This is a genomic window from Camelimonas lactis (assembly GCF_004342915.1).
GTDB lineage: Bacteria > Pseudomonadota > Alphaproteobacteria > Rhizobiales > Beijerinckiaceae > Camelimonas > Camelimonas lactis.
The window spans coordinates 1-18,594 of sequence record NZ_SLWL01000012.1; the positions used below are offsets into that span (position 1 = coordinate 1).

At 67.9% G+C, this 18,594-nt stretch carries 17 protein-coding genes, 1 pseudogene and 1 riboswitch; of the genes and pseudogenes, 5 read left to right on the top strand and 13 right to left on the bottom strand.

Annotation, left to right across the window (positions count from 1 at the left end; all coding sequences use genetic code 11):
• Window positions 1–94 precede the first annotated feature (94 nt).
• The 3 genes and pseudogenes from EV666_RS13115 to EV666_RS13125 form a co-directional block, all read right to left on the bottom strand.
• Window positions 95–199: pseudogene (locus EV666_RS13115) on the bottom strand (23S rRNA (adenine(2030)-N(6))-methyltransferase RlmJ); the annotation flags it as partial.
• A 145-nt stretch (window positions 200–344) separates the two neighbouring features.
• Window positions 345–986: a ribonuclease T2 family protein gene (locus EV666_RS13120; RefSeq protein ID WP_132009122.1), complete on the bottom strand. Its 642-nt coding sequence runs from the start codon at window positions 984–986 to the stop codon at window positions 345–347.
• A 106-nt stretch (window positions 987–1,092) separates the two neighbouring features.
• Window positions 1,093–1,572 carry a hypothetical protein gene (locus EV666_RS13125; protein ID WP_245514415.1) on the bottom strand — a complete coding sequence of 160 codons (480 nt, stop codon included), beginning with the start codon at window positions 1,570–1,572 and terminating at the stop codon, window positions 1,093–1,095.
• Between the two features lie 244 nt (window positions 1,573–1,816).
• Between EV666_RS13125 and EV666_RS13130 the strand changes: the two genes are divergently transcribed.
• Window positions 1,817–5,593 carry a hydantoinase B/oxoprolinase family protein gene (locus EV666_RS13130; RefSeq protein ID WP_132008746.1) on the top strand — a complete coding sequence of 1,259 codons (3,777 nt, stop codon included), beginning with the start codon at window positions 1,817–1,819 and terminating at the stop codon, window positions 5,591–5,593.
• Between the two features lie 84 nt (window positions 5,594–5,677).
• Here EV666_RS13130 and argB read toward each other — a convergent pair whose 3' ends face one another.
• From argB to rpmH, 6 genes are all read right to left on the bottom strand, one after another.
• Window positions 5,678–6,565 carry an acetylglutamate kinase gene (gene argB, locus EV666_RS13135; RefSeq protein WP_132008749.1) on the bottom strand — a complete coding sequence of 296 codons (888 nt, stop codon included), beginning with the start codon at window positions 6,563–6,565 and terminating at the stop codon, window positions 5,678–5,680.
• A 113-nt stretch (window positions 6,566–6,678) separates the two neighbouring features.
• A complete protein-coding gene (locus EV666_RS13140) occupies window positions 6,679–7,062 on the bottom strand; it encodes a DUF423 domain-containing protein (protein WP_132008752.1) in 384 nt (127 codons plus the stop codon).
• Window positions 7,063–7,195: 133 nt separating this feature from the next.
• Window positions 7,196–7,924, bottom strand: a complete 729-nt coding sequence (gene yihA, locus EV666_RS13145; protein ID WP_132008755.1) for a ribosome biogenesis GTP-binding protein YihA/YsxC — start codon at window positions 7,922–7,924, stop codon at window positions 7,196–7,198.
• A 242-nt stretch (window positions 7,925–8,166) separates the two neighbouring features.
• Window positions 8,167–9,990: a membrane protein insertase YidC gene (gene yidC / locus EV666_RS13150; RefSeq protein ID WP_132008758.1), complete on the bottom strand. Its 1,824-nt coding sequence runs from the start codon at window positions 9,988–9,990 to the stop codon at window positions 8,167–8,169.
• On the bottom strand, window positions 9,987–10,472 hold the full coding sequence (rnpA, locus tag EV666_RS13155; RefSeq protein ID WP_132008761.1) for a ribonuclease P protein component: 486 nt from the start codon (window positions 10,470–10,472) through the stop codon (window positions 9,987–9,989). The genes yidC and rnpA overlap by 4 nt, the downstream gene beginning before the upstream one ends.
• A gap of 25 nt (window positions 10,473–10,497) precedes the next feature.
• Entirely contained in the window at window positions 10,498–10,632 is a 135-nt protein-coding gene (gene rpmH / locus EV666_RS13160; protein ID WP_132008764.1) for a 50S ribosomal protein L34, read from the bottom strand.
• Between the two features lie 679 nt (window positions 10,633–11,311).
• Between rpmH and EV666_RS13165 the strand changes: the two genes are divergently transcribed.
• The gene (locus EV666_RS13165) at window positions 11,312–12,211 is read left to right on the top strand and encodes an extensin-like domain-containing protein (RefSeq protein ID WP_132008767.1); all 900 of its coding nucleotides are present in this window, start codon (window positions 11,312–11,314) and stop codon (window positions 12,209–12,211) included.
• A 124-nt stretch (window positions 12,212–12,335) separates the two neighbouring features.
• Here the strand turns inward: EV666_RS13165 and EV666_RS13170 are convergent, their stop codons facing one another.
• A complete protein-coding gene (locus EV666_RS13170; RefSeq protein ID WP_132008770.1) occupies window positions 12,336–13,121 on the bottom strand; it encodes an SDR family NAD(P)-dependent oxidoreductase in 786 nt (261 codons plus the stop codon).
• 200 nt (window positions 13,122–13,321) lie between these two features.
• On the opposite strand from EV666_RS13170, the gene EV666_RS13175 reads away from it, so the two are divergent.
• The 3 genes from EV666_RS13175 to EV666_RS13185 all read left to right on the top strand — a co-directional run bounded on the left by EV666_RS13175 (window position 13,322) and on the right by EV666_RS13185 (window position 16,229).
• Window positions 13,322–14,242 carry a crotonase/enoyl-CoA hydratase family protein gene (locus EV666_RS13175; RefSeq protein WP_132008773.1) on the top strand — a complete coding sequence of 307 codons (921 nt, stop codon included), beginning with the start codon at window positions 13,322–13,324 and terminating at the stop codon, window positions 14,240–14,242.
• 339 nt (window positions 14,243–14,581) lie between these two features.
• Entirely contained in the window at window positions 14,582–15,349 is a 768-nt protein-coding gene (locus EV666_RS13180; RefSeq protein WP_245514416.1) for a pyrimidine 5'-nucleotidase, read from the top strand.
• Window positions 15,350–15,380: 31 nt separating this feature from the next.
• Entirely contained in the window at window positions 15,381–16,229 is an 849-nt protein-coding gene (locus EV666_RS13185; protein WP_132008776.1) for a class I SAM-dependent methyltransferase, read from the top strand.
• A gap of 57 nt (window positions 16,230–16,286) precedes the next feature.
• Here the strand turns inward: EV666_RS13185 and EV666_RS13190 are convergent, their stop codons facing one another.
• The 3 genes from EV666_RS13190 to EV666_RS13200 form a co-directional block, all read right to left on the bottom strand.
• Window positions 16,287–17,081, bottom strand: a complete 795-nt coding sequence (locus EV666_RS13190; RefSeq protein ID WP_132008779.1) for a hypothetical protein — start codon at window positions 17,079–17,081, stop codon at window positions 16,287–16,289.
• A 3-nt stretch (window positions 17,082–17,084) separates the two neighbouring features.
• Window positions 17,085–17,354, bottom strand: a complete 270-nt coding sequence (locus tag EV666_RS13195; RefSeq protein WP_132008782.1) for a hypothetical protein — start codon at window positions 17,352–17,354, stop codon at window positions 17,085–17,087.
• An 89-nt stretch (window positions 17,355–17,443) separates the two neighbouring features.
• Window positions 17,444–18,220 (bottom strand): SDR family oxidoreductase, encoded by a 777-nt coding sequence (locus EV666_RS13200; protein WP_132008785.1) that lies wholly within the window; start codon window positions 18,218–18,220, stop codon window positions 17,444–17,446.
• Between the two features lie 190 nt (window positions 18,221–18,410).
• Window positions 18,411–18,546, top strand: a riboswitch (TPP riboswitch).
• The last annotated feature ends 48 nt before the right edge of the window (window positions 18,547–18,594 follow it).

Genomic DNA, 18,594 nt, shown 5'->3' on the forward strand with positions numbered 1-18,594 from the left:
AGGCTGCCCGAGGCGTGGAATCGATGCCCACGATGCCGTGGAATCCATGCCCACGATCGCGTGGAATCGATGCCCATCATCCGTGGAATCCGCAGTAGGGCGTATCCTTGCGGCCAAGATGCGTCAGGATGCGCGTCAGCAGGGCGTGCTTCATGACATCGGCGAAATTGCCGGCGTGAAAGGCATGGCGATAATTCACGACGCGTTCCGTAAATGCTGGCTGGATCGGAGAAGGCGCAAATCCGGCCGGGGCGGATCTGAGCCTGGTCCTGCTTTCCGCCACCGGACGCAAATGTCAAATTCACATCCGCGCCGCCGCTGCGCCGGGATGTGGAGCGGGACCGTCAGCGCGGTGGCGGAACCTCGAAACCGGCGCGGCAACGCGGCGGCCCCATGTCGCCGCAGGGCGCGAAACTCCGCAGGTCCTTGCTGAAGCAGATGTAGATTTCCCGCAGGGCGCCGCGCGAGCAGGCAACGTCGATCATGTCGACGCGCAGGCGCGGATTGGCGGCGACGAACGCCCGCTTCAACGCCATGACATTGTCCCTGAACGGCCCGCCGGCGCCGCGATAGGCGTCGGGGATGGTCACCGCGTCGCGGGCCCGGCGCACATCGCGGAAATAGTCCACGGCGGTGCTGCCCGAGCATGTGCCGTGCACCCGCCACTCATGCCGCGCCAGCCCTTCATCGGGGAAAACCCCATCGGCGGCGCGCAGCGCCATGCGCGACGGAAATCGTGGTGATGGCGCGCATTCGGATGGGTAGCCATTGCTGGCGTATTGCGGCCATAGCCCATGCACCACGAAGCCGAGCTTCTGCCCCACATCGCATTGGCTGCGCTGTTTGCGCTGGCCTTCGCGCATGCAGAAGGATGGCGACCACGACAGGGCCAGCACGTAATGGTCGAAATTGCCAGGCGCGGCGCCACGATCGGCGCGCGGCCCGCCGCCCCATTGCGCGCCAGCCGGCGCAATGGCGAGCAGCATCACGGCGCCAGGCAGCGCCGCAACAAGCCGCGCCAGGCGGGGCCGGCGCGTCAGGGCCAGAGCGGCGACGGATCGCGGCGTGATCAAGATGCGGAAGCCTGCCGGATCAGGGGCGGGCCGAACGGCAGCCTGGCGGATAGGTCCAGCCGCGGTCGAGGCCGACAACGCAATAGTTCACGCCATAGGGCTCGTAGCCGACATTGAAAATGCCCGGGCCGGGAAGCCCCAGCGCTTCGGCCACCGAATAATACACCGTGCGGTAATAGCCGTCCGACATCCAGGCGCGGGCGCTGCAGAAGCGGCGCGGAATATAGTCCAGCCCCGCCGGGCGGTCCGCCAGGGTGGTGATGCGGTCATAGCCGGTGATGGTGAGGCTGGAGTTCCAGTAATTCGATTCGGTGCGGGCGAACCGGTCGGAAACCTTGTACAGCACCATGTTGTCGGCGCAGCCGGGAAGCACCGCCGACCACGGCCGGGTGCGCGTTTCCGCCGGAACCTGATCGCGCGCTGTGGCGGGGCCGGCGAAGGCGGCCGCCGCAACGGTGGCGGCGCACATGAAAAACAGGGGCGAAAGCCGCTTGAACATGGTCATTACCCGTCGCAATCAGTCATCATCACCGCCCCGGACAAAGGCCCCGGGGCAACCGGCGACATTGCTTCCCACCAGAGCGCTCGCGGAGCCCGCCTCCTGGGAAAGACAGGATCGGCCCAACCGGCGAGGCTCCGGTCGCGCCTGTGCCTGAATCGGTTATGCCACGACCCGAAGGCCATGACCATGCCCCGGGCGCCCGGAAGCGCGCCGCCGCCATGCGATGCAGGAGAACCCAGTGATGCCCGCCACGCTTTCCCCAACGCCGTCGTCTTCCGCCAGCGCCAGTGCGGCGGAGGCGACGTCGGGCGTCAGGGGCGCAGGCCGGTGGGATTTCTGGATTGATCGTGGCGGCACCTTCACCGATGTCATCGCCCGCGATCCGTCCGGGCGCCTGCACGCCCGCAAGGTGCTGTCGCAAAGCCCGGCATGGCGCGATTCGGCGGTGCAGGGCATCCGCGAGCATCTGGGCCTGGACGTCGGCGCGGCGATCCCGCCGGGGCTCGTCGGTGATGTCCGCATGGGCACCACCGTCGCCACCAACGCCCTGCTGGAGCGCAAGGGCGAGCCGACGGCGCTGCTGACCACGCGCGGCTTTCGTGACGCCCTGCGCATCGGCTACCAGGCGCGGCGCGAAATTTTCGCCCGCCAGATCGTCAAGCCGGAAGCGCTGTATGGCGTGGTGGCGGAAGTCGATGAGCGCGTGCTGGCTGATGGAACCGTTGAGCAGCGGCTGGATGAAGCCGGGGTGCGGCGCGCCCTGCAGGGCCTGCTGGACGCCGGCTGGCAGGCGCTGGCCATCGTCTTCATGCACGGCTGGCGCTGGCAGGCCCATGAGCAGCTGGCGGCGCGGCTGGCGCGTGACATGGGCTTCGCCCAGGTCACCGCCTCGCACGAAGCCTCGCCAATGATCAAGTTTGTCGGGCGTGGCGACACCACGGTGGTGGACGCCTATCTTTCGCCGGTGCTGAACCGCTATGTCGCCCAGGTGGCGGAGGAGCTGGGCGTCAACGCGCTCAACGACGCATCAGCCGACGGCGTGCGGCTGATGTTCATGACCTCGTCCGGCGGCCTCACCGCCGCCAGCCTGTTCCAGGGACGCGACGCCATCCTCTCCGGCCCGGCCGGCGGCGTCGTCGGCATGGCCCGCACCGGCCTTGCCGCTGGCTTTGAGCGGGTCATCGGCTTCGACATGGGCGGCACCTCCACCGATGTGGCGCATTTCGACGGCGCATCGGCCGGGGAGGCGGAGGCCGCCGATTTCGAACGCGCCTTTGAAACCGAGGTCGCCGGCGTGCGCATGCGCGCGCCGATGATGATGATCCATACGGTGGCGGCGGGCGGCGGCTCGCTGCTGCGCTTCGACGGCGCCCGGTTCCGCGTCGGGCCGGAGTCGGCCGGCGCCGACCCAGGCCCCATGTGTTACCGCAACGGCGGCCCGCTGGCGGTGACCGACGCCAATGTCATGCTCGGCAAGCTTGACCCCGAGCTGTTTCCGGCGATCTTCGGCCCAGGTCGCGACCAGCCGCTGGACGTGGCCATGGTGCGCGCCGCCTTCGCCAGCATGGCCGGCGAGGTTGGCGATGGCCGTTCGCCGGAAGACGTGGCCGATGGCTTCATCGCAATCGCCGTGGCCAACATGGCCGAGGCGATCAAGCGCATCTCGGTGCAGCGCGGCCATGACATTACCGCTTATGCCCTCAACTGCTTCGGCGGCGCTGGCGGCCAGCACGCCTGTCTGGTGGCCGATGCGCTGGGTATGGAGCGGGTGCTGATCCACCCGTTTTCCGGCCTGCTGTCGGCCTACGGCATGGGCCTCGCCGATATCGCCGCCTCCCGCAACGCCGGCCTCGACCTGGCCCTGGACGCGGAGGCGCCGGGCGCCATCATCGCTCTGGCGAACCGGCTTGCCGCCGGATGTCACGCCGAGCTGGCGGCCCAGGGCATCCGCAAGGACCTGCGCACCACCATCCGCGTTCACGTGCGCTACGCCGGCTCCGATTCGGCCCTGCATATTCCGTTCCGCGTGGGGGATGACGCGGCGGCCCTGGCGTCCCGTTTCAACGCCGCCCACCGCCAGCGCTATGGCTTTATCGAGCCGTCGCGCGCCCTGGCGGTCGAGGCGGTGGAGGTGGCGTGCGCCGGCGGCGGCGCGGCGGCGGATGCGCCGGGGGCCGGGGGGGAGGCGCCTGCCCACGCCGCGCCGGTGCTGCGCCACACGCGCTTCTTCAGCCAGGGCGCCTGGCGCGACGCCGCGGTGGTCGGCCGCGAGGCCATGCAACCGGGCGGCTTCGTTGACGGCCCCGCCGTGATTGTCGAGCCGAACCAGACGGTGATCGTCGAGGACGGCTGGCGGGCCGACATGCAGGCCAATGGCGATCTGGTGCTGGCGCGGGTGCGGCCGCTGCCTGGCCGCAACCTGCCGGGATCGGACGTTGATCCGGTGATGCTGGAGATCTTCAACAACCTCTACATGTCGATCGCCGAGCAGATGGGCGTCACCCTGCAGAACACCGCCAGTTCGGTGAACATCAAGGAGCGGCTGGACTTTTCCTGCGCCGTGTTCGACGCCGCCGGCAACCTGGTGGCCAATGCCCCGCACATGCCGGTGCATCTGGGCTCCATGGACGCCTCCGTCGCCACCGTCATCGCCGGCAATCCGCGCATTCGCCCCGGCGACGTGTTTTGCCTCAACGCCCCTTACAATGGCGGCACGCATCTGCCCGACATCACCGTCTGCACGCCGGTATTCGACGACGGCCAGCAACGCATCCTGTTCTGGGTGGCCTCGCGCGGCCATCACGCCGATATCGGCGGCATCGCGCCGGGCTCCATGTCGCCGCGCGCCGTCACCATTGAGGAGGAGGGCGTCTATATCGACAATTTCCTGCTGGTCGATCAGGGGGCCCTGCGCGAGAGGGAATTGCGGCAGCTGCTCGCTGGCGCCCGCTGGCCGGTGCGCAACCTCGACCAGAACGTCAACGACCTGAAGGCGCAGATCGCCGCCAATGAGAAGGGCGTGGCGGAGCTGCGCAAGATGCTGGCCCACTTCGGCCTGGCGGCGGTGCAGGCCTATATGGGCCACGTTCAGGATAACGCCGCCGCCAGCGTGCGGCGGGTGCTGGCGCGACTGCCGGACAGCGAATTCGCCGTGGAGATGGATCAGGGCTGCGTCATCCGCGTCCGCATCCGCGTCGACGCCGACCGTCAGGGGGCGGCGGTGGATTTCACCGGCTCCTCGCCGCAGCAGCCGGACAATTTCAATGCGCCGGAGCCGGTGACCCGCGCCGCCGTGCTCTATGCCTTCCGGGTGATGGCGGCCGACGATATTCCCATGAACGCCGGCTGCCTGCGGCCATTGCGCATCATTGTGCCGCCAGGCTCCATGCTGGCCCCGCGCTGGCCAGCGGCGGTGGTCGCCGGCAATGTCGAGGTCAGCCAGGCGGTGACCGATTGTCTGTTCGGCGCCCTGGGCGTGCTGGCCTCGGCCCAGGGCACCATGAACAACCTCACCTTCGGCAACGACCGCTACCAGTATTACGAAACCATCTGCTCCGGCGCGCCAGCCGGCGTTCACGGCCAGGCCTATGATCCGCAAACCGCCACAGTGGAAGATGGCTTCGATGGCGCCGACGCCGTGCACACCCACATGACCAATTCGCGCCTCACCGATCCGGAGGTTCTGGAAAGCCGTTTTCCGGTGGTGCTGGAGGATTTCCATATCCGCCATGGCTCGGGCGGGCGGGGCCGCTGGAACGCCGGCGACGGCGTCAGCCGCACCATCCGCTTCCGCGAGGCCATGGAGTGCGCCGTGCTCTCCGGTCACCGCCGCCTGCCGCCGCACGGCCTGGCCGGCGGTCTGCCCGGCGAACCCGGCCGCAACCTCGTGCGCCGGCGCGACGGTCAGGTGGAGCAACTGCCTGGCTGCGCCGCCGTGACGCTGGCGCCCGGGGAGGCGGTCACCATCGTCACCCCCACCGGCGGCGGCTTCGGCGATCCGGCGTTGCGGAGCAGGTGATTCACGCTTCGCCGCAACAAAATGGCCGGCGAAGCGCCGGCCATCTCTTCTCTCAATACATGAATCCAGTTCGCCGGGCCTGGCCTATTTGCGGATCAGCGTGCCGGCGCCGTGATCGGTCAGCAGCTCCAGCAGGCAGGCGTGCGGCTGCTTGCCGTCGAGGATGACGACGCCCTCCACGCCCTGCTCCAGGGCGTAGATGCAGGTTTCCACCTTGGGGATCATGCCGCCGGTGATGGTGCCGTCGGCGATCAGCGCCCGGCATTCATCCACCGTCAGCTCCGGCATCAGCTTTTTGTCCTTGTCGAGCACGCCCGGCACGTCGGTCAGCAGCAGCAGGCGTTTGGCGCGCATGGCGCCGGCGATGGCGCCGGCGAAGGTGTCAGCGTTCACGTTATAGGTGGCGCCGTCGGCGCCATTGGCCACCGGGGCCAGCACCGGCGTCAGCTCCGCCGCCAGCACCGCGTCGAGCACGGCCCGGTTGACGCGCTCCGGCTCGCCGACGAAGCCGAGGTCCACGTGCTTCTCGATGTTGGAATCGGTGGCTGTCGTCCGGCCGACCTTGCGGGCGATCACCATGTTGGCGTCCTTGCCGCACAGGCCGATGGCCTTGCCGCCCTCCGCCGAGATGGTGCCGACGATCTGCTTGTTGATCGAGCCGGCCAGCACCATCTCCACCACCTCGACGGTGGCCTTGTCGGTGATGCGCAGGCCGTTGGCGAACTCGGACTTGATGCCGAGCTTGTCGAGCATGCGGCCGATCTGCGGTCCGCCGCCGTGCACGACGATCGGCTTCACGCCGGCCTGCTCCAGCAGCACCACGTCCTGGGCGAAGTCCTGGGCGGCTTCCGGATCGCCCATGGCGTGGCCGCCATATTTGATGACGATGATTTCCTGGTCGTAGCGCTGCATGTGCGGCAGCGCCTGAACCAGGATTTCAGCCTGGGTGAATACGTCGGGAAGTTCGGTCATGAGCGCCTGCCGTCAGCCGGATACAAAACACAGCGAGTGTCGCGCCGTTTTCAACACGTTCTGGCGGGCCCGGTCAACGCACGCCGTCGCGCCAGCGCCTCCCGGGGCGCGCGTCAGGCCGATGGCGCGGCCGGTTTGCGGATCGGGACCAGGGCGGCGACGCCGAGCAACGCCCAGCCCAGCATCAGCACCGTGCCGCCAGTGGGAGCCGCCATGGCGAACAGGGACGCATCTTTCAGCGCCCGCATCGCCAGCTGGCCGCTGAACAGCGCCACGCCAATGAAAACCAGCATCAGCGCCAGCAGCGCGATGTGACGGTGCACGGCGCCGCTGCGCACGATCGCCGGCGCCGCCGCCAGCAGGGGCGCGTGGAACAGCAGGAACTGCGCGGCGGTCTTGAGGTTGTCGTCGCCGCTGACATGAGCGGCCGCGGCCGAGGCCATCACGCCGGCAAGGCCGCAAAGGGCGCCGAGAAACAGCAGAAAACGCTCAGGCATCGCAGGCTCCTGGTTTGTCGTTGCTAAAGCGTTCGCCCCTGAAGCGGATCGGTCACCGCATCAGGAAAACGCCGCCAGTCAGGGAGTTGGAGCAAAATACCGTGCGATAACAACGGATTTCGCTCAGGACGGGTCAGGTCGGCGGAACCGGGTCGAAACCCCGCTCGCGCATGAGTTGCACCACGGCGGCGCGCACGTTCTCCACGCCCGCGCCGGAGCGGCTGGAGGTGGCCAGCACCTGGGGGAAAGCGGCCGGGCGCCGCAGCAGGCCCTGGCGGATGGCGGCGATGCGCGCCTCCAGCTCCGATTTCTTCAGGGCGTCGGCCTTGGTCAGGATCACCTGATAGGACACGGCGGCCCGGTCCAGGCCATCAAGCACGTTGGTGTCGATCTGCTTCACGCCGTGGCGCGAATCGATCAGCACATAGACCCGGGCCAGATTGGCCCGGCCGCGCAGATAATCCTGGATCAGCCGCGTCCACGCGGCGACCTTCTCCTTGCCCACGGCGGCGAAGCCGTAGCCAGGCATGTCGACGAGCGAGAACTGGCCCCATTCCGGCCCGACGCGGAAGAAGTTCAGTTGCTGGGTGCGCCCCGGCGTGTTGGAGGTGCGGGCCAGGGTGTTGCGGCCGGTGAGGGCGTTCACCAGGCTGGACTTGCCCACATTGGAGCGCCCGGCGAAGGCGATTTCCATGCCCTGCATCGGCGGCAGGCCGTCGATCTTCGCGGTCGCCCAGTAGAATTCCGCCGGTCCGGCGAACAGCCGCCGGCCGATCTCCAGGGTTCCGGCGTCAAAGTCCGCGTCCGCCCCGGGCGCGACGGCGGGAGCTGTGTCAGGCGTGGCCGGCTGTTCGTCGCTCATGCTGCTTCTCCCGTTGCCGGGGTCCTTATAAAGCGTTTTCCGGCAAAGGGGCTACATCTTTGCACGGAGAAAACGCGTCAAACCAAAGAGATGGGGCCAGAGAGATGGGCGTGACGCAGCGGCCACCACGGGCCCCCCGGAGAGCCGCCCGGCCTGCGGGCGGCAAGAAAAACTGACGACAAGAAAAACTCCCGGCGGCCAGGGCCGCCGGGAGTCCGGATCGTCGCTGCGCCGGGCTTGCCTCAGGCGCTTTTGGTCTTGCGGGTGAACATCTTCTTCAGATTGTCGAACAGCTCGATCTTCACGCCGTTCTTTCTCATGATGAAGCCCTGCTGCAACACGGAGAGGAGGTTGTTCCAGCTCCAGTAGATCACCAGACCGGCCGGGAACGAGCCCAGGGTGAAGGTGAAGATCACTGGCATCCAGCTGAACATCGCCTTCTGCACCGGGTCCGGCGGCTCCGGATTCATCTTCATCTGCAGGAACATCGTCACGCCCATGATGATCGGCCAGACGCCGAGATGCAGCAGGGTCGGCGGGTTCCACGGAATGAGGCCGAACAGGGTGAACAGGTTGGTCGGATCGGGCGCGGCGAGGTCGCGAATCCAGCCGAAGAACGGCGCGTGCCGCATTTCGATGGTGACCAGCAGCACCTTGTACAGCGCGAAGAACACCGGGATCTGGATCAGCATCGGCAGGCAGCCCGAGACGGGATTGATCTTCTCCCGCTTGTACAGCTCCATGGTTTCCTGCTGCTGCTTCACCTTGTCGTCGGCGTAGCGCTCGCGGATGGCCATCATCTCCGGCTGCACGGCCTTCATCTTGGCCATGGAGGCGTAGGAGCGGTTGGCCAGCGGGAAGAACACCAGCTTCACCAGCACCGTCACCAGCAGGATGGCGATGCCGAAGTTGCCGACGAGCCTGAAGATGAAATCCAGCACGAAGAACATCGGCTTCGTGATGAAATAGAACCAGCCCCAGTCGATCAGCAGGTCAAAGCTCTTGATGCCATACTTGCGCTCATAGCCGTCGATGGCGGCCACTTCCTTGGCGCCGGCGAACAGCTGCACGGTGTCGTCGGCCGAGGCGCCGGGGGCAATGGTGATGGCCGCGCCGCGCACGTCCGTCTGGTAAATCGGCTTGTGCGCTTCGGTGACGGTGAAACGTCCCTCGAACGGCTTTTCCTGGTTGGGCGCCAGGGCCGCGGCCCAGTACTTGTCGGTAACGCCGATCCAGCCGCCAACCGTGTCCTTGAACACCTGGCCGCGCACATTGCCGTAGAGGATGTCGTTCTTGGCCAGCTTGTCGTAGGTCGGCTCCTGCAGGCCAGCCTTGCCGAGCACGCCCACGGGGCCTTCGTGCAGCACGAAATAGCCCTGGGTGTGCGGCTTGCCCCAGCGGGAGATCAGCGAGAACGGATACAGCGTCACCGGCGCGGCGCCGGTGTTCTTCACGCCCTGGCGGACGGAGAACATGGCGTTGTCGTCCACCGAGATGACGCGGGTGAACACGAGGCCCTGGCCGTTGTCCCAGGTCAGGGTCAGGGGCTTGCCGGGCGTCAGGCGGTCGCTGTCGGCGGTCCACAGGGTGTTGGCCTGGGGCAGGGCGACCTTGGCCCCCGCCTCGCCAATCCAGCCGAAGTCGGCGAAATACGGGTCCGGCGCGCCCACCGGCTCGAACAGCACAATGATCGGGCTGTTCGGGTTGACGGTCTCACGGTGCTGCTTCAGCGACACGTCGTCGATGCGCCCGCCCACCAGGTTGACGGAGCCGGCGATGGCGGGCGTGTCGATGGCCACGCGCGGGGAGGCCTTCAGGGCGGCCTCGCGGGTCATCACGGGCGGCGTCTGTCCGGTCAGGCCCGGGTCCAGCGGCCGGGGCGCCTGCCCGGGCGCGCCGGGCTGGATCGCGGCGCCCGTCTGCGGCTGGCCGGGAACCTGCTGCGCGGTCTGCGTTGCCGGCGGTTTGGCGGACTGGCCCGGCTGACCGAAGAAGTAAGTCCATCCAATCAGCACGGCGATCGACAGGCCGATCGCCAGGATCAGATTGCGATTGTCATCGCTCATGGGCTTTTGTCCGTCTTTTCGTGAACATCGGTTCCGGCGCCTCGCGCGGCGCCGTTCGGGCGCGCGCTGCCCTTGCCCCGGCGGCGGCCGCCGTTGCGCGAGGATTTGGGCGCGGCTGCGCCCTTGCCGCTGGCCAGGGCCGGCGCGGCGTTGCGCAAATCGTCGACAAGCTGGTCAAAGGGGGCGGAGATGGCTTCGCGGCGCGCGATCAACACGAGGTCAAGCGAAGCGGCAGGCCAGGATGTGCTGGCGAGGTCAACCGCCGCCCGGAGGCGACGGCGAATTCTGTTGCGTTCAGGCGCGTTGCCGACGCGCTTCGTGACGGTGAAGCCAACGCGCATGCCTGCGCCGCTGTCGGCAGCCGAAGTGCGCATAATGCCCTGAACCGTCATGCGCGGCGTGTGAAAGCGGCGTCCCGCCGCCGCCGCGAGAAACTCGGACCGCCTGGTCAGTCTGCGGGCCGCCGCCGGGACGCTCGTCACGGACGCAGCCTCCACAGGCTGCGGATCAGGCCGAGAGGCGCTGGCGGCCACGGGCGCGGCGGGCGGCGATAACCTTGCGGCCGCCGACGGTCGCCATGCGCGCACGGAAGCCGTGACGGCGCTTGCGCACGAGTTTGCTCGGTTGATAGGTCCTCTTCACGGCTCATCTCCGGTCATAAGCGGCTGCGGTTTGCTCCGCGCCCTCAGCCACACGGTGAGCAACGCGAGCCCGCCTGCGGCGCCGACTAAAATCAGTGGTTAAAAAAGCAAACGGCGCCCACGCGGGCGCCCGCCAACCCATGGCGGGCTTATGGATGAAGCCGTTTTGAAAGTCAACGCACTCCTGCCCCGGCGCCTGCCGGTGAAACGGGCCGGTGGCGGCTGTCGGGACGCGGCCCCCAGGCGGCGGCCCCTGTCATGAGCCGATCAATGTGGCGTTTTGCCGGCGCGCCCATGTCTGGACGGCTGCTGCCGCGCCGCCGCCGGGGGCGGGATGTCAACCGCCGGTTAACCATGACCGAATCGCCTGGGACAGGGGACGGGGAGCGCCGGTATGCGCCCGACTGGCGGCCGCGCGACGAAAAACCGCGCCGGATCAACGGCATGCCCTTACGTCATCTTGGCCGTCGCCGCCATGCCGGCCCTGGGGCCTGTTCGCCGATTCAGCAGCCGTTAGGGATCCGGCGCCATTCCTGAGCAGACCGGCGCGCCCTTTTGGCCGCCGTCCGTGAGATGTGGCGGCTGGTTCCGTCGCGATCCAGGTCCACCCCAGGAGTTGGTCGCGGGCGCCAGCTTCAAGGGTTCGGGGGCGCGCGCCGTCGCCGGACGGGAGACAGCGCATGCGCCGTTTCGGTGGCCTGGCGGCCGCGGCACTGATTGTTCTGCTGGCTGGTTGCGGCCTGTTTCCGGGTGAGAAGCGCGCGCCCTGGCGCGGCGAGGCCGAGGCGCAGTGCCTTGCCCGCAAGCAGGTGCGGCCGTCTGAATTCATGCAGCCGATGAAGGCGATGAACGGTCCAGGCTCCTGCGGCATGGATTCGCCATTCAGGGTGACGGCGATTCTCAATGGAACCGTGGCGCTGAAGTCCCGCGCCGTGCTGGGCTGCCCGATGATCGCCGCCCTGGAGCAATGGGTGGCGGAGAGCGTGCAGCCGGCGGCGCGCCAGTATTATGGCGTGGCCGTCGCCGAGATTCACTTTGGCTCCTATTCCTGCCGGGGCATGAACAACCGGGCCGGCGGGCGCCGCTCAGAGCATTCCTACGGCAACGCCGCCGATTTCATGGGCATGACCCTCGCCGACGGCCGCAAGCTCTCGGTGATCAGGGGCTGGCGTGGCTCGCCCGCGGATCAGGAATTCCTGCGCACCATCTTCGTCGGCGCCTGCGGCCAGTTCAGCACGGTGCTCGCGCCCGGGTCCGACGTTTACCACTACAACCACCTGCACATGGATCTGGCCCGTCACGGGCGCGGCCGCACCATCTGCAAACCGGTGCTGAAATGGACGCCCATGTCGCCGCCGCCCTTCGAGCCGGGGCCGGGCATGGTCGCACAGGCGGGCGCGGGCAACATCACGCCCTACGACCGGGGCGCGGCGACATCCGACAGCGACGTGGAGGCCGCACATGATCATGAGGCGGCCGGGCAGGGCGTGGCCGGCGGGAGCGAAGCTGGCGATAACGGCGGCGGCGCCGGCCTGACCCAGGATCGCCAGGCCGCGTCGATCAACGATCTGCTGCGCTAGCGTTTTTGGAAAATGTGGATCGGCGTCTTTCGCGGCCAGGCTTTGCCGGAATGCGCCGCGGCATGCAAAAACGGGCCGGATCGTCAGGTCCGGCCCGTCTGTTTCGCGTGGCGCCGGACGCGGCTCAGTAGATGGCGTAGCCGCCGTCGATCAGCAGCGTGTCGGCGGTGTGGTAGGACGAGGCCGTGCTCATCAGGTAAACCGCGATGCCGCCGAAGTCGGAAGGCTCGCCGAAGCGGCGCATGGGAATGCGCGGCAGCACATTGGCCACGAACTTGTCATTGCCCATGATGCCCTCGGTCATGTCGCTCTTGATCCAGCCCGGCAGGATGGCGTTGGCGGTGATGCCGTAGCGGGCCAGCTCGACGCCGAGCGCCCGCACCAGAGCGTTGAGCGACGCCTTGGTGGCGGCGTAGTGCTCGTTGCGGGCCGTGCCCGAGATCGAGGCGAGGCTGGAGGTGGGAACGAGACGGCCGAAGGCGTCGCCCTTTTCGGCGCGCTCGATCATGTGGCGGGCGGCGAGCTGGAACACCTGCACCACGCCGTCGAGATTGGTGGCGAACATCTGCCGCCATTCTTCCGGCGTGCGGTCGATGAAGGCCTTGCGGCCGCCGCCGCCAATGCCGGCGTTGGCGAAGCAGCCGTCGACGCGGCCAAAGGCGCCGAGGGTGGCGCGCCAGGTTTCCTCGATGGAGCTGCGGTCGGACACGTCGCAGATGCGGGCTTCGACCTTGCCGGCGTTATGGGTCTTGAGCTGCGCCAGCGCCTGCTCGTTCTTCTGGGGGTTGCGGCCCCAGATCGACACCGAACAGCCGGCGCGGACGAGGGCGTCGGCCATGCCGAGGCCAATGCCGCCGTTGCCGCCGGTGATCACCGCGACGCGGTTCGACAGGTCAAAATCCTTGTTCATGCGTACTCCTCCGCGCAATGCTTTTCTGGGCGTGAGATTGCCTAACACGGCCAGGCGCCGGAGCGGAAGCGGCTTCCTATCTAGCGTTTGATCTGTCACAACAGCGCAGGCCGCCTTCCGGGGGGCAGGTTGCGGGCTGCCCAATGGTCAGCCTGTCGATCGCGCCGGGTGGCGGAACGGGAGCAAACGCGGGAAGCAGCATGTCATACGATTCCATCAAGACCGACGGCGCCACCATCAAGACCGATCTCGCCGACGGCATCCTGACCCTCACCCTGAACCGTCCCGATCGTCTGAACGCCTTCACCGGCCAGATGATGCAGGAGATGATCGCGGTGTTCGACAAGGCGGACGCCGACGATTCGGTGCGCGCCATCATCATCACCGGCGAGGGCCGCGGCTTCTGCGCCGGCGCTGACCTGGCCGCGGGCGGCGACACCTTCAACTACGACAGCCGCACCTCCACCACCGACCTGCCGCTCGGCCGCGACGGCAAGCCCGACCTCGCCGCCGACCCGGCGATGCGCGATGGCGGCGGCCGCCTGACCCTGCGCATTTTCAACAGCCTGAAGCCGGTGATCGGCGCCATCAATGGCCCGGCCGTTGGCATCGGCGCCACCATGCAGCTGCCCATGGACATGCGCATCGCCTCCGAGAACGCCCGCTTCGGCTTCGTGTTCTCCCAGCGCGGCATTGTCATGGAAGCCTGCTCCAGCTGGTTCCTGCCGCGTCTGGTCGGCATCCAGCAGGCGGCGGACTGGGCCTATTCGGGCCGCGTGTTCGATGCCCAGGAAGCCCTGGCCGGCGGCCTGGTCAAGGAGGTCGTGCCGGCCGACGAACTGCTGCCGCGCGCCCGCGCCATCGCCCGCAGCTGGACCGAGCGCACGGCTCCGGTGTCGGTCTCGCTGATGCGCCAGATGATGTGGCGGATGCTGGGCGCCGATCACCCGATGGAGGCGCACCGCGTCGACAGCCGCGGCATTTTCTGGCGCGGCAAGCAGCGCGACGTGCAGGAAGGCGTGACCTCCTTCCTCGAAAAGCGCCTGCCCAACTTCCCTGACAAGGTGTCGACCGACATGCCGTCGTTCTTCCCCTGGTATGACGAGCCGGAATACAAGTAATCCAGCCCCCGGCGGCGGCCTGACCGGCCGCCGCGTTGAGGGAGCGCCAGCACCATGAAGCCCCGGAGCCTGCTCCGGGGTTTTTTGTGTTCGTCGACAAAACCGGCCCGCGCGGGCGTCCGGCATGCTCGCGCACGCTCCGCGCTTCTCTTGTGGGCGTCGGCGCTCCCTGTTGCTGATGCGCCCGTTTCCCTTTGTGCGCCTTGCAGGCGCCGGGATCATCCCTCCCGATCACGTCAGGGCCGGGCCTGTGACCGGGGGGCATGATGGAGGCGGAAGCGCGGGGGGCTGCACGCGCCGCGGCTGCAATCGTTCACAAACTTCATGTATATGAAGCGCATGAACCATATGTCTCCCGTCCCCGGACCCGCCGCAGACACCCTGTCCGCAGATACTCTGGCCGCGGACGCCCTGGCGCCGCGCGGCTTTGCGCATGTCGACGCCTGGATTTTCGATCTCGACAACACCCTGTACTCGCACGAGGCCCAGGTGTGGCCGCAGGTGGGCCAGCGCATCACGCGCTTCCTCGCCGAAACCTTCGATCTGGATGGCATCTCGGCCCGCGCCCTGCAAAAGTACTATTATCATCGCCACGGCACGACCCTGCGCGGGCTGATGCTGGAGCACGGCATGGACCCGGCGGATTTCCTCGCCTTCGTTCATGACGTCGATCTCAGCCTGCTGCCGGCCAACGAGCGTCTTGCCGCCGCGATTGGCGCGTTGCCTGGCCGCAAGCTGATCTTCACCAACGGCTCGGCCCGCCATGCCGAAAATATCTGCCGCAAGCTGGGGCTGGACAGTCACTTCAGCGGCTATTTCGATATTGTCGCCGCCGACTTTATTCCAAAGCCTGAGCAGGGCGCCTACGACATGCTGCTGGCGCAGTATGACGTGGACCCGACCCGCGCCGCTTTCTTCGAGGACATGGCCCGCAACCTTGCCCCGGCCCATGCGCTTGGCATGACCACGGCGCTGGTGCTGCCGGCGACGCCTGACCCCTGGCGCGAGCCGTTCGAACAGGCGCGCGAGGAGCTGGCGCATGTTGACCACATCACCGATGATCTGGGCGGCTTTCTCGAGGGCGTCATCGCCGACAACAACCTCTGATACATGAACCTCTGACATATGGGAGCGACCTATGGACAAGGCGCCCAACGCAGCCCAGGCCGAATTCTGGAACGCCGGGGCCGTGTGCTCCTGGGTCGATCTGCACGCGGATCTGGACCGGCAGTTCGCGCCCCTGTCCGATCAGGCGCTGGCCGCGCTGCGGCCGGCCCCGGGGCAGCGCCTGCTCGACGTCGGTTGCGGCTGCGGCGCCAACACCGTGGAGCTGGCGGGGCGCGTCGGCCCGCAGGGCGCTGCGGTCGGCGTCGATATTTCCGCCCCGATGCTGGCGCGGGCGCGCGAGCTGGCGGGGGAGCGGGGCGCCGTCAATGCGTCATTCGTCGAGGCGGACGCCCAGATCGCCGATCTCTCGGCTGGCGGCGCGCCGTTCGACGGGGTGTTCTCGCGTTTCGGCGTCATGTTCTTCGATGATCCCGTCGCCGCTTTCGCCAATATCCGCCGCCACATGCGCAAAGGCGCGACCCTTGCCTTTATTTGCTGGCGCCGGCCGGACGAGAACCCGGTGATGCTCGCGCCTTACCGGGCGGCGCTCGACGCCTTCCCGGTGAAACCGCCGAAGACTGATCCGCTGGCGCCCGGGCCATTCGCCTTCGCCGACGCCAGGCGCATCGACAGCATTCTCGGCGAGGCCGGCTTCAGCGCCATCGACATCCGCCCGCACGACCAGAAGGTGGGCGGCCTGCCGTTCGAAAAGGCGCTGGCCCAGGCGCTGCGCATCGGCCCGCTCGCCGGCCTGCTGCGCGAACAGCCCGAAGTCGCCGACGCGGCGCGCCAGCGCGTGGCCGAGGCGCTGCGCCGCCACGAGACGCCGGACGGCGTCTGGCTCGACGCCGCCGTCTGGGTGGTCAGCGCGCGGGCGTGATGCGCCTGGCGCCTGTTTGAAAGCGCGGATTCCGGCTGCGAATTTCCAGACAGACTCTCAGCCTGGCATATAACCCCACAGCATCGGGCCGCGTTGCGGATGGTTGCCCACAATCCATGTCCGGCCCGAACTGTCGCAGCGCATCGCGGCGCCTTCGGCGGCGAGCGGCGATTTGACCAGCACCGTGGCCGCAGCCGACCCCACATCTACCGCGACGACGGCGCGTGTCGACGGATCGATGAACTGCAGCGCCCCCGTGGCCGGGTTGGCGCAGGGGGAAATGGCGCCGCTATAGTTGCTGTAGGGAACCTGAACCAGCGCGTCCCTGAACGGTTCCGTGACGCAGGTGATGATTTCGATAATGTCCGTCCGCGGACCGACGTCGCAGAGCGCCCAGATCTCGGCGGGGCGCCGGGGATCCTGTCCGGTCCAGATGACCGCCGGTTGTGCGGGCGGGGGCGGCGAAAAATTGGTGACGACGCGCGTGATGTCGCCCGCAGGGGGCTGAAGCGTGGTGATCGTCTGCTCCGCGGCCATCACCTGCATGCGATTGGCCTGCCATACCCTGGCGCCGCCGTCATAGAGGGACGGCGCCCAGATCAGCGCCGGCTTGATCTCCGGTCCGGTGACTGTCGCCTGCGGGTTCTGCACCATCGTCCGGCTTCGCGCCTCGAAACTGACGATCTGCAAGCCGTCAAACGTCGCCATCACAAAGGTTTTGTCCTGCGTGAACGCGAAGCTGGCGAATGGGGAGTTGCGCCCCTGGGGCGGGAACGAAATGAGTTCCTGCGTTGCGGCGTCATACATTTCGATGGCGCAGATGGCTGAGAACCCGTCGTTGCTTGCTGTCATCCGCTAGATTTCATGGCGTCCAGCCTCCGGGTTTGCCCAGGCGCTGGTGATGATGACGCCGTCCCGCTGTTCGACGGGCGTGCCGTAACCCTGAACGACGCCGTCGTGGGAGAGGGTTGTCAGAAAGGTCTGGTTTTGCCGGCGACCTGGATTGGTGCAGGTCGCATAGATGTCGTTGGTCCTGTCATTGCCGGAAATTGCAAGCGTGAAGAATCCGGGCTCCAGGTCCCCGGTCTTGAGGGGAATGGAAATGGTGTTTCGTGCCGTCGTCATGAGAAAGGCGCCTCCAACGGGAAAGGAATCACGCGCAAACCCTGACATGTCTCTGATCTGTCGCGGCTGAATCCGCAGGTCGTCCGGTTTCAGAAATGCGCCAGGAAGCCGCCGTCCACGGCCAGCGCATGGCCGGTGATGTACGAGGCTTCGCGCGAGGCGAGGAACACCACGGCCCCGGCGATCTCTTCTGGCCGGCCCCAGCGTCCCAGCGAGGTGCGCTGGCCCAGCCAGGCTTCGACGCCGGCGTCGGCGACCATGCCGGCGTTGGCCTCGGTGGCGAAATAGCCGGGCGCCACGGAGTTTACCGTGACGCCGTGCGGTCCCAGCTCCGCCGCCAGCGCCCGGGTCATGGCGTCGAGGCCGCCCTTGGAGGTGGTGTAGAGCGCATCGCCGGCGCGGGAAATGCTGGCGGCGATCGAGGTGATGTTGATGATGCGCCCGTAACCCGCCGCCTTCATGAGGGCCGCCGCCTTGCGGCTGATCTCGAACGGCGCGGCGATATTGGCGGCCAGCAGCGCCTCCATGTCGCCGGGGCCGAACTGCGCCAGCGCCCGCCGGTCGCGCGCGGCGGCGTTGTTCACCAGGATGTCGAGGCGACCGAAGCGGGCCATGATGTCCGTCAGCGCCGCCGTCACCGCCGCGTCGTCGGTCAGGTCGAAGGCCAGGGCCTGCGCGTCGGAGCCATCCTGGGCCAGTCCGTCGCGCGCCGCCGCCAGCCGCCCGGCGTCACGGCCGTTGATGATGACGGTCGCGCCGGCGCGGGCCAGGCCACGCGCCATTTCCAGTCCCAAGCCGCGTCCGGCGCCGGTGACAAGCGCCACCTGCCCGTCAAGACGAAATGGCGCGGCGTCCCTGTTGCTCATGCCTGGCTCCTCTCCCGCGTTGGCGGCGCGGCGCATCGGCCCACGCGCATCGGTCCGCTGTTGTGCCGCCCGCGCCTCCGCGACACAAGCTGCGGCGCGGCAACGGCGGGCAAGGGCGCGCTGCGAGGGCGCGCGACGTGGGGCGAGCTGGCCGGCGGATTGACACCCGCCGCGTCCTCACGCAGTCTGGAAACATTCCGAGGGGGGCCCCGTGAGGGGGCTGAGATTCCACCTGCCGGCGGCTTTTATTCGCCTGTCGACGCCGTGGTGACCCGCTGAACCTGATCCGGGTCATGCCGGCGGAGGGACAGGAACTTGCGCGCCACACAGCTATTGCATGTGTCCGCTGCGGCCAGCCGTCTGGTGACGGTCCG

Bases quoted from the DNA above. Each gene is read 5' to 3' on its own strand.
- EV666_RS13180 (WP_245514416.1), top strand. From the start codon at position 14,582: ATGAACCATATGTCTCCCGTCCCCGGACCCGCCGCAGACACCCTGTCC.
- yihA (WP_132008755.1), bottom strand. From the start codon at position 7,924: ATGAGCGACGAACAGCCGGCCACGCCTGACACAGCTCCCGCCGTCGCG.
- EV666_RS13200 (WP_132008785.1), bottom strand. From the start codon at position 18,220: ATGAGCAACAGGGACGCCGCGCCATTTCGTCTTGACGGGCAGGTGGCG.
- EV666_RS13175 (WP_132008773.1), top strand. From the start codon at position 13,322: ATGTCATACGATTCCATCAAGACCGACGGCGCCACCATCAAGACCGAT.
- EV666_RS13170 (WP_132008770.1), bottom strand. From the start codon at position 13,121: ATGAACAAGGATTTTGACCTGTCGAACCGCGTCGCGGTGATCACCGGC.
- EV666_RS13165 (WP_132008767.1), top strand. From the start codon at position 11,312: ATGCGCCGTTTCGGTGGCCTGGCGGCCGCGGCACTGATTGTTCTGCTG.
- EV666_RS13140 (WP_132008752.1), bottom strand. From the start codon at position 7,062: ATGCCTGAGCGTTTTCTGCTGTTTCTCGGCGCCCTTTGCGGCCTTGCC.
- EV666_RS13130 (WP_132008746.1), top strand. From the start codon at position 1,817: ATGCCCGCCACGCTTTCCCCAACGCCGTCGTCTTCCGCCAGCGCCAGT.
- yidC (WP_132008758.1), bottom strand. From the start codon at position 9,990: ATGAGCGATGACAATCGCAATCTGATCCTGGCGATCGGCCTGTCGATC.
- EV666_RS13185 (WP_132008776.1), top strand. From the start codon at position 15,381: ATGGACAAGGCGCCCAACGCAGCCCAGGCCGAATTCTGGAACGCCGGG.
- EV666_RS13195 (WP_132008782.1), bottom strand. From the start codon at position 17,354: ATGACGACGGCACGAAACACCATTTCCATTCCCCTCAAGACCGGGGAC.
- EV666_RS13125 (WP_245514415.1), bottom strand. From the start codon at position 1,572: ATGTTCAAGCGGCTTTCGCCCCTGTTTTTCATGTGCGCCGCCACCGTT.
- argB (WP_132008749.1), bottom strand. From the start codon at position 6,565: ATGACCGAACTTCCCGACGTATTCACCCAGGCTGAAATCCTGGTTCAG.
- EV666_RS13190 (WP_132008779.1), bottom strand. From the start codon at position 17,081: ATGACAGCAAGCAACGACGGGTTCTCAGCCATCTGCGCCATCGAAATG.
- EV666_RS13120 (WP_132009122.1), bottom strand. From the start codon at position 986: ATGCTGCTCGCCATTGCGCCGGCTGGCGCGCAATGGGGCGGCGGGCCG.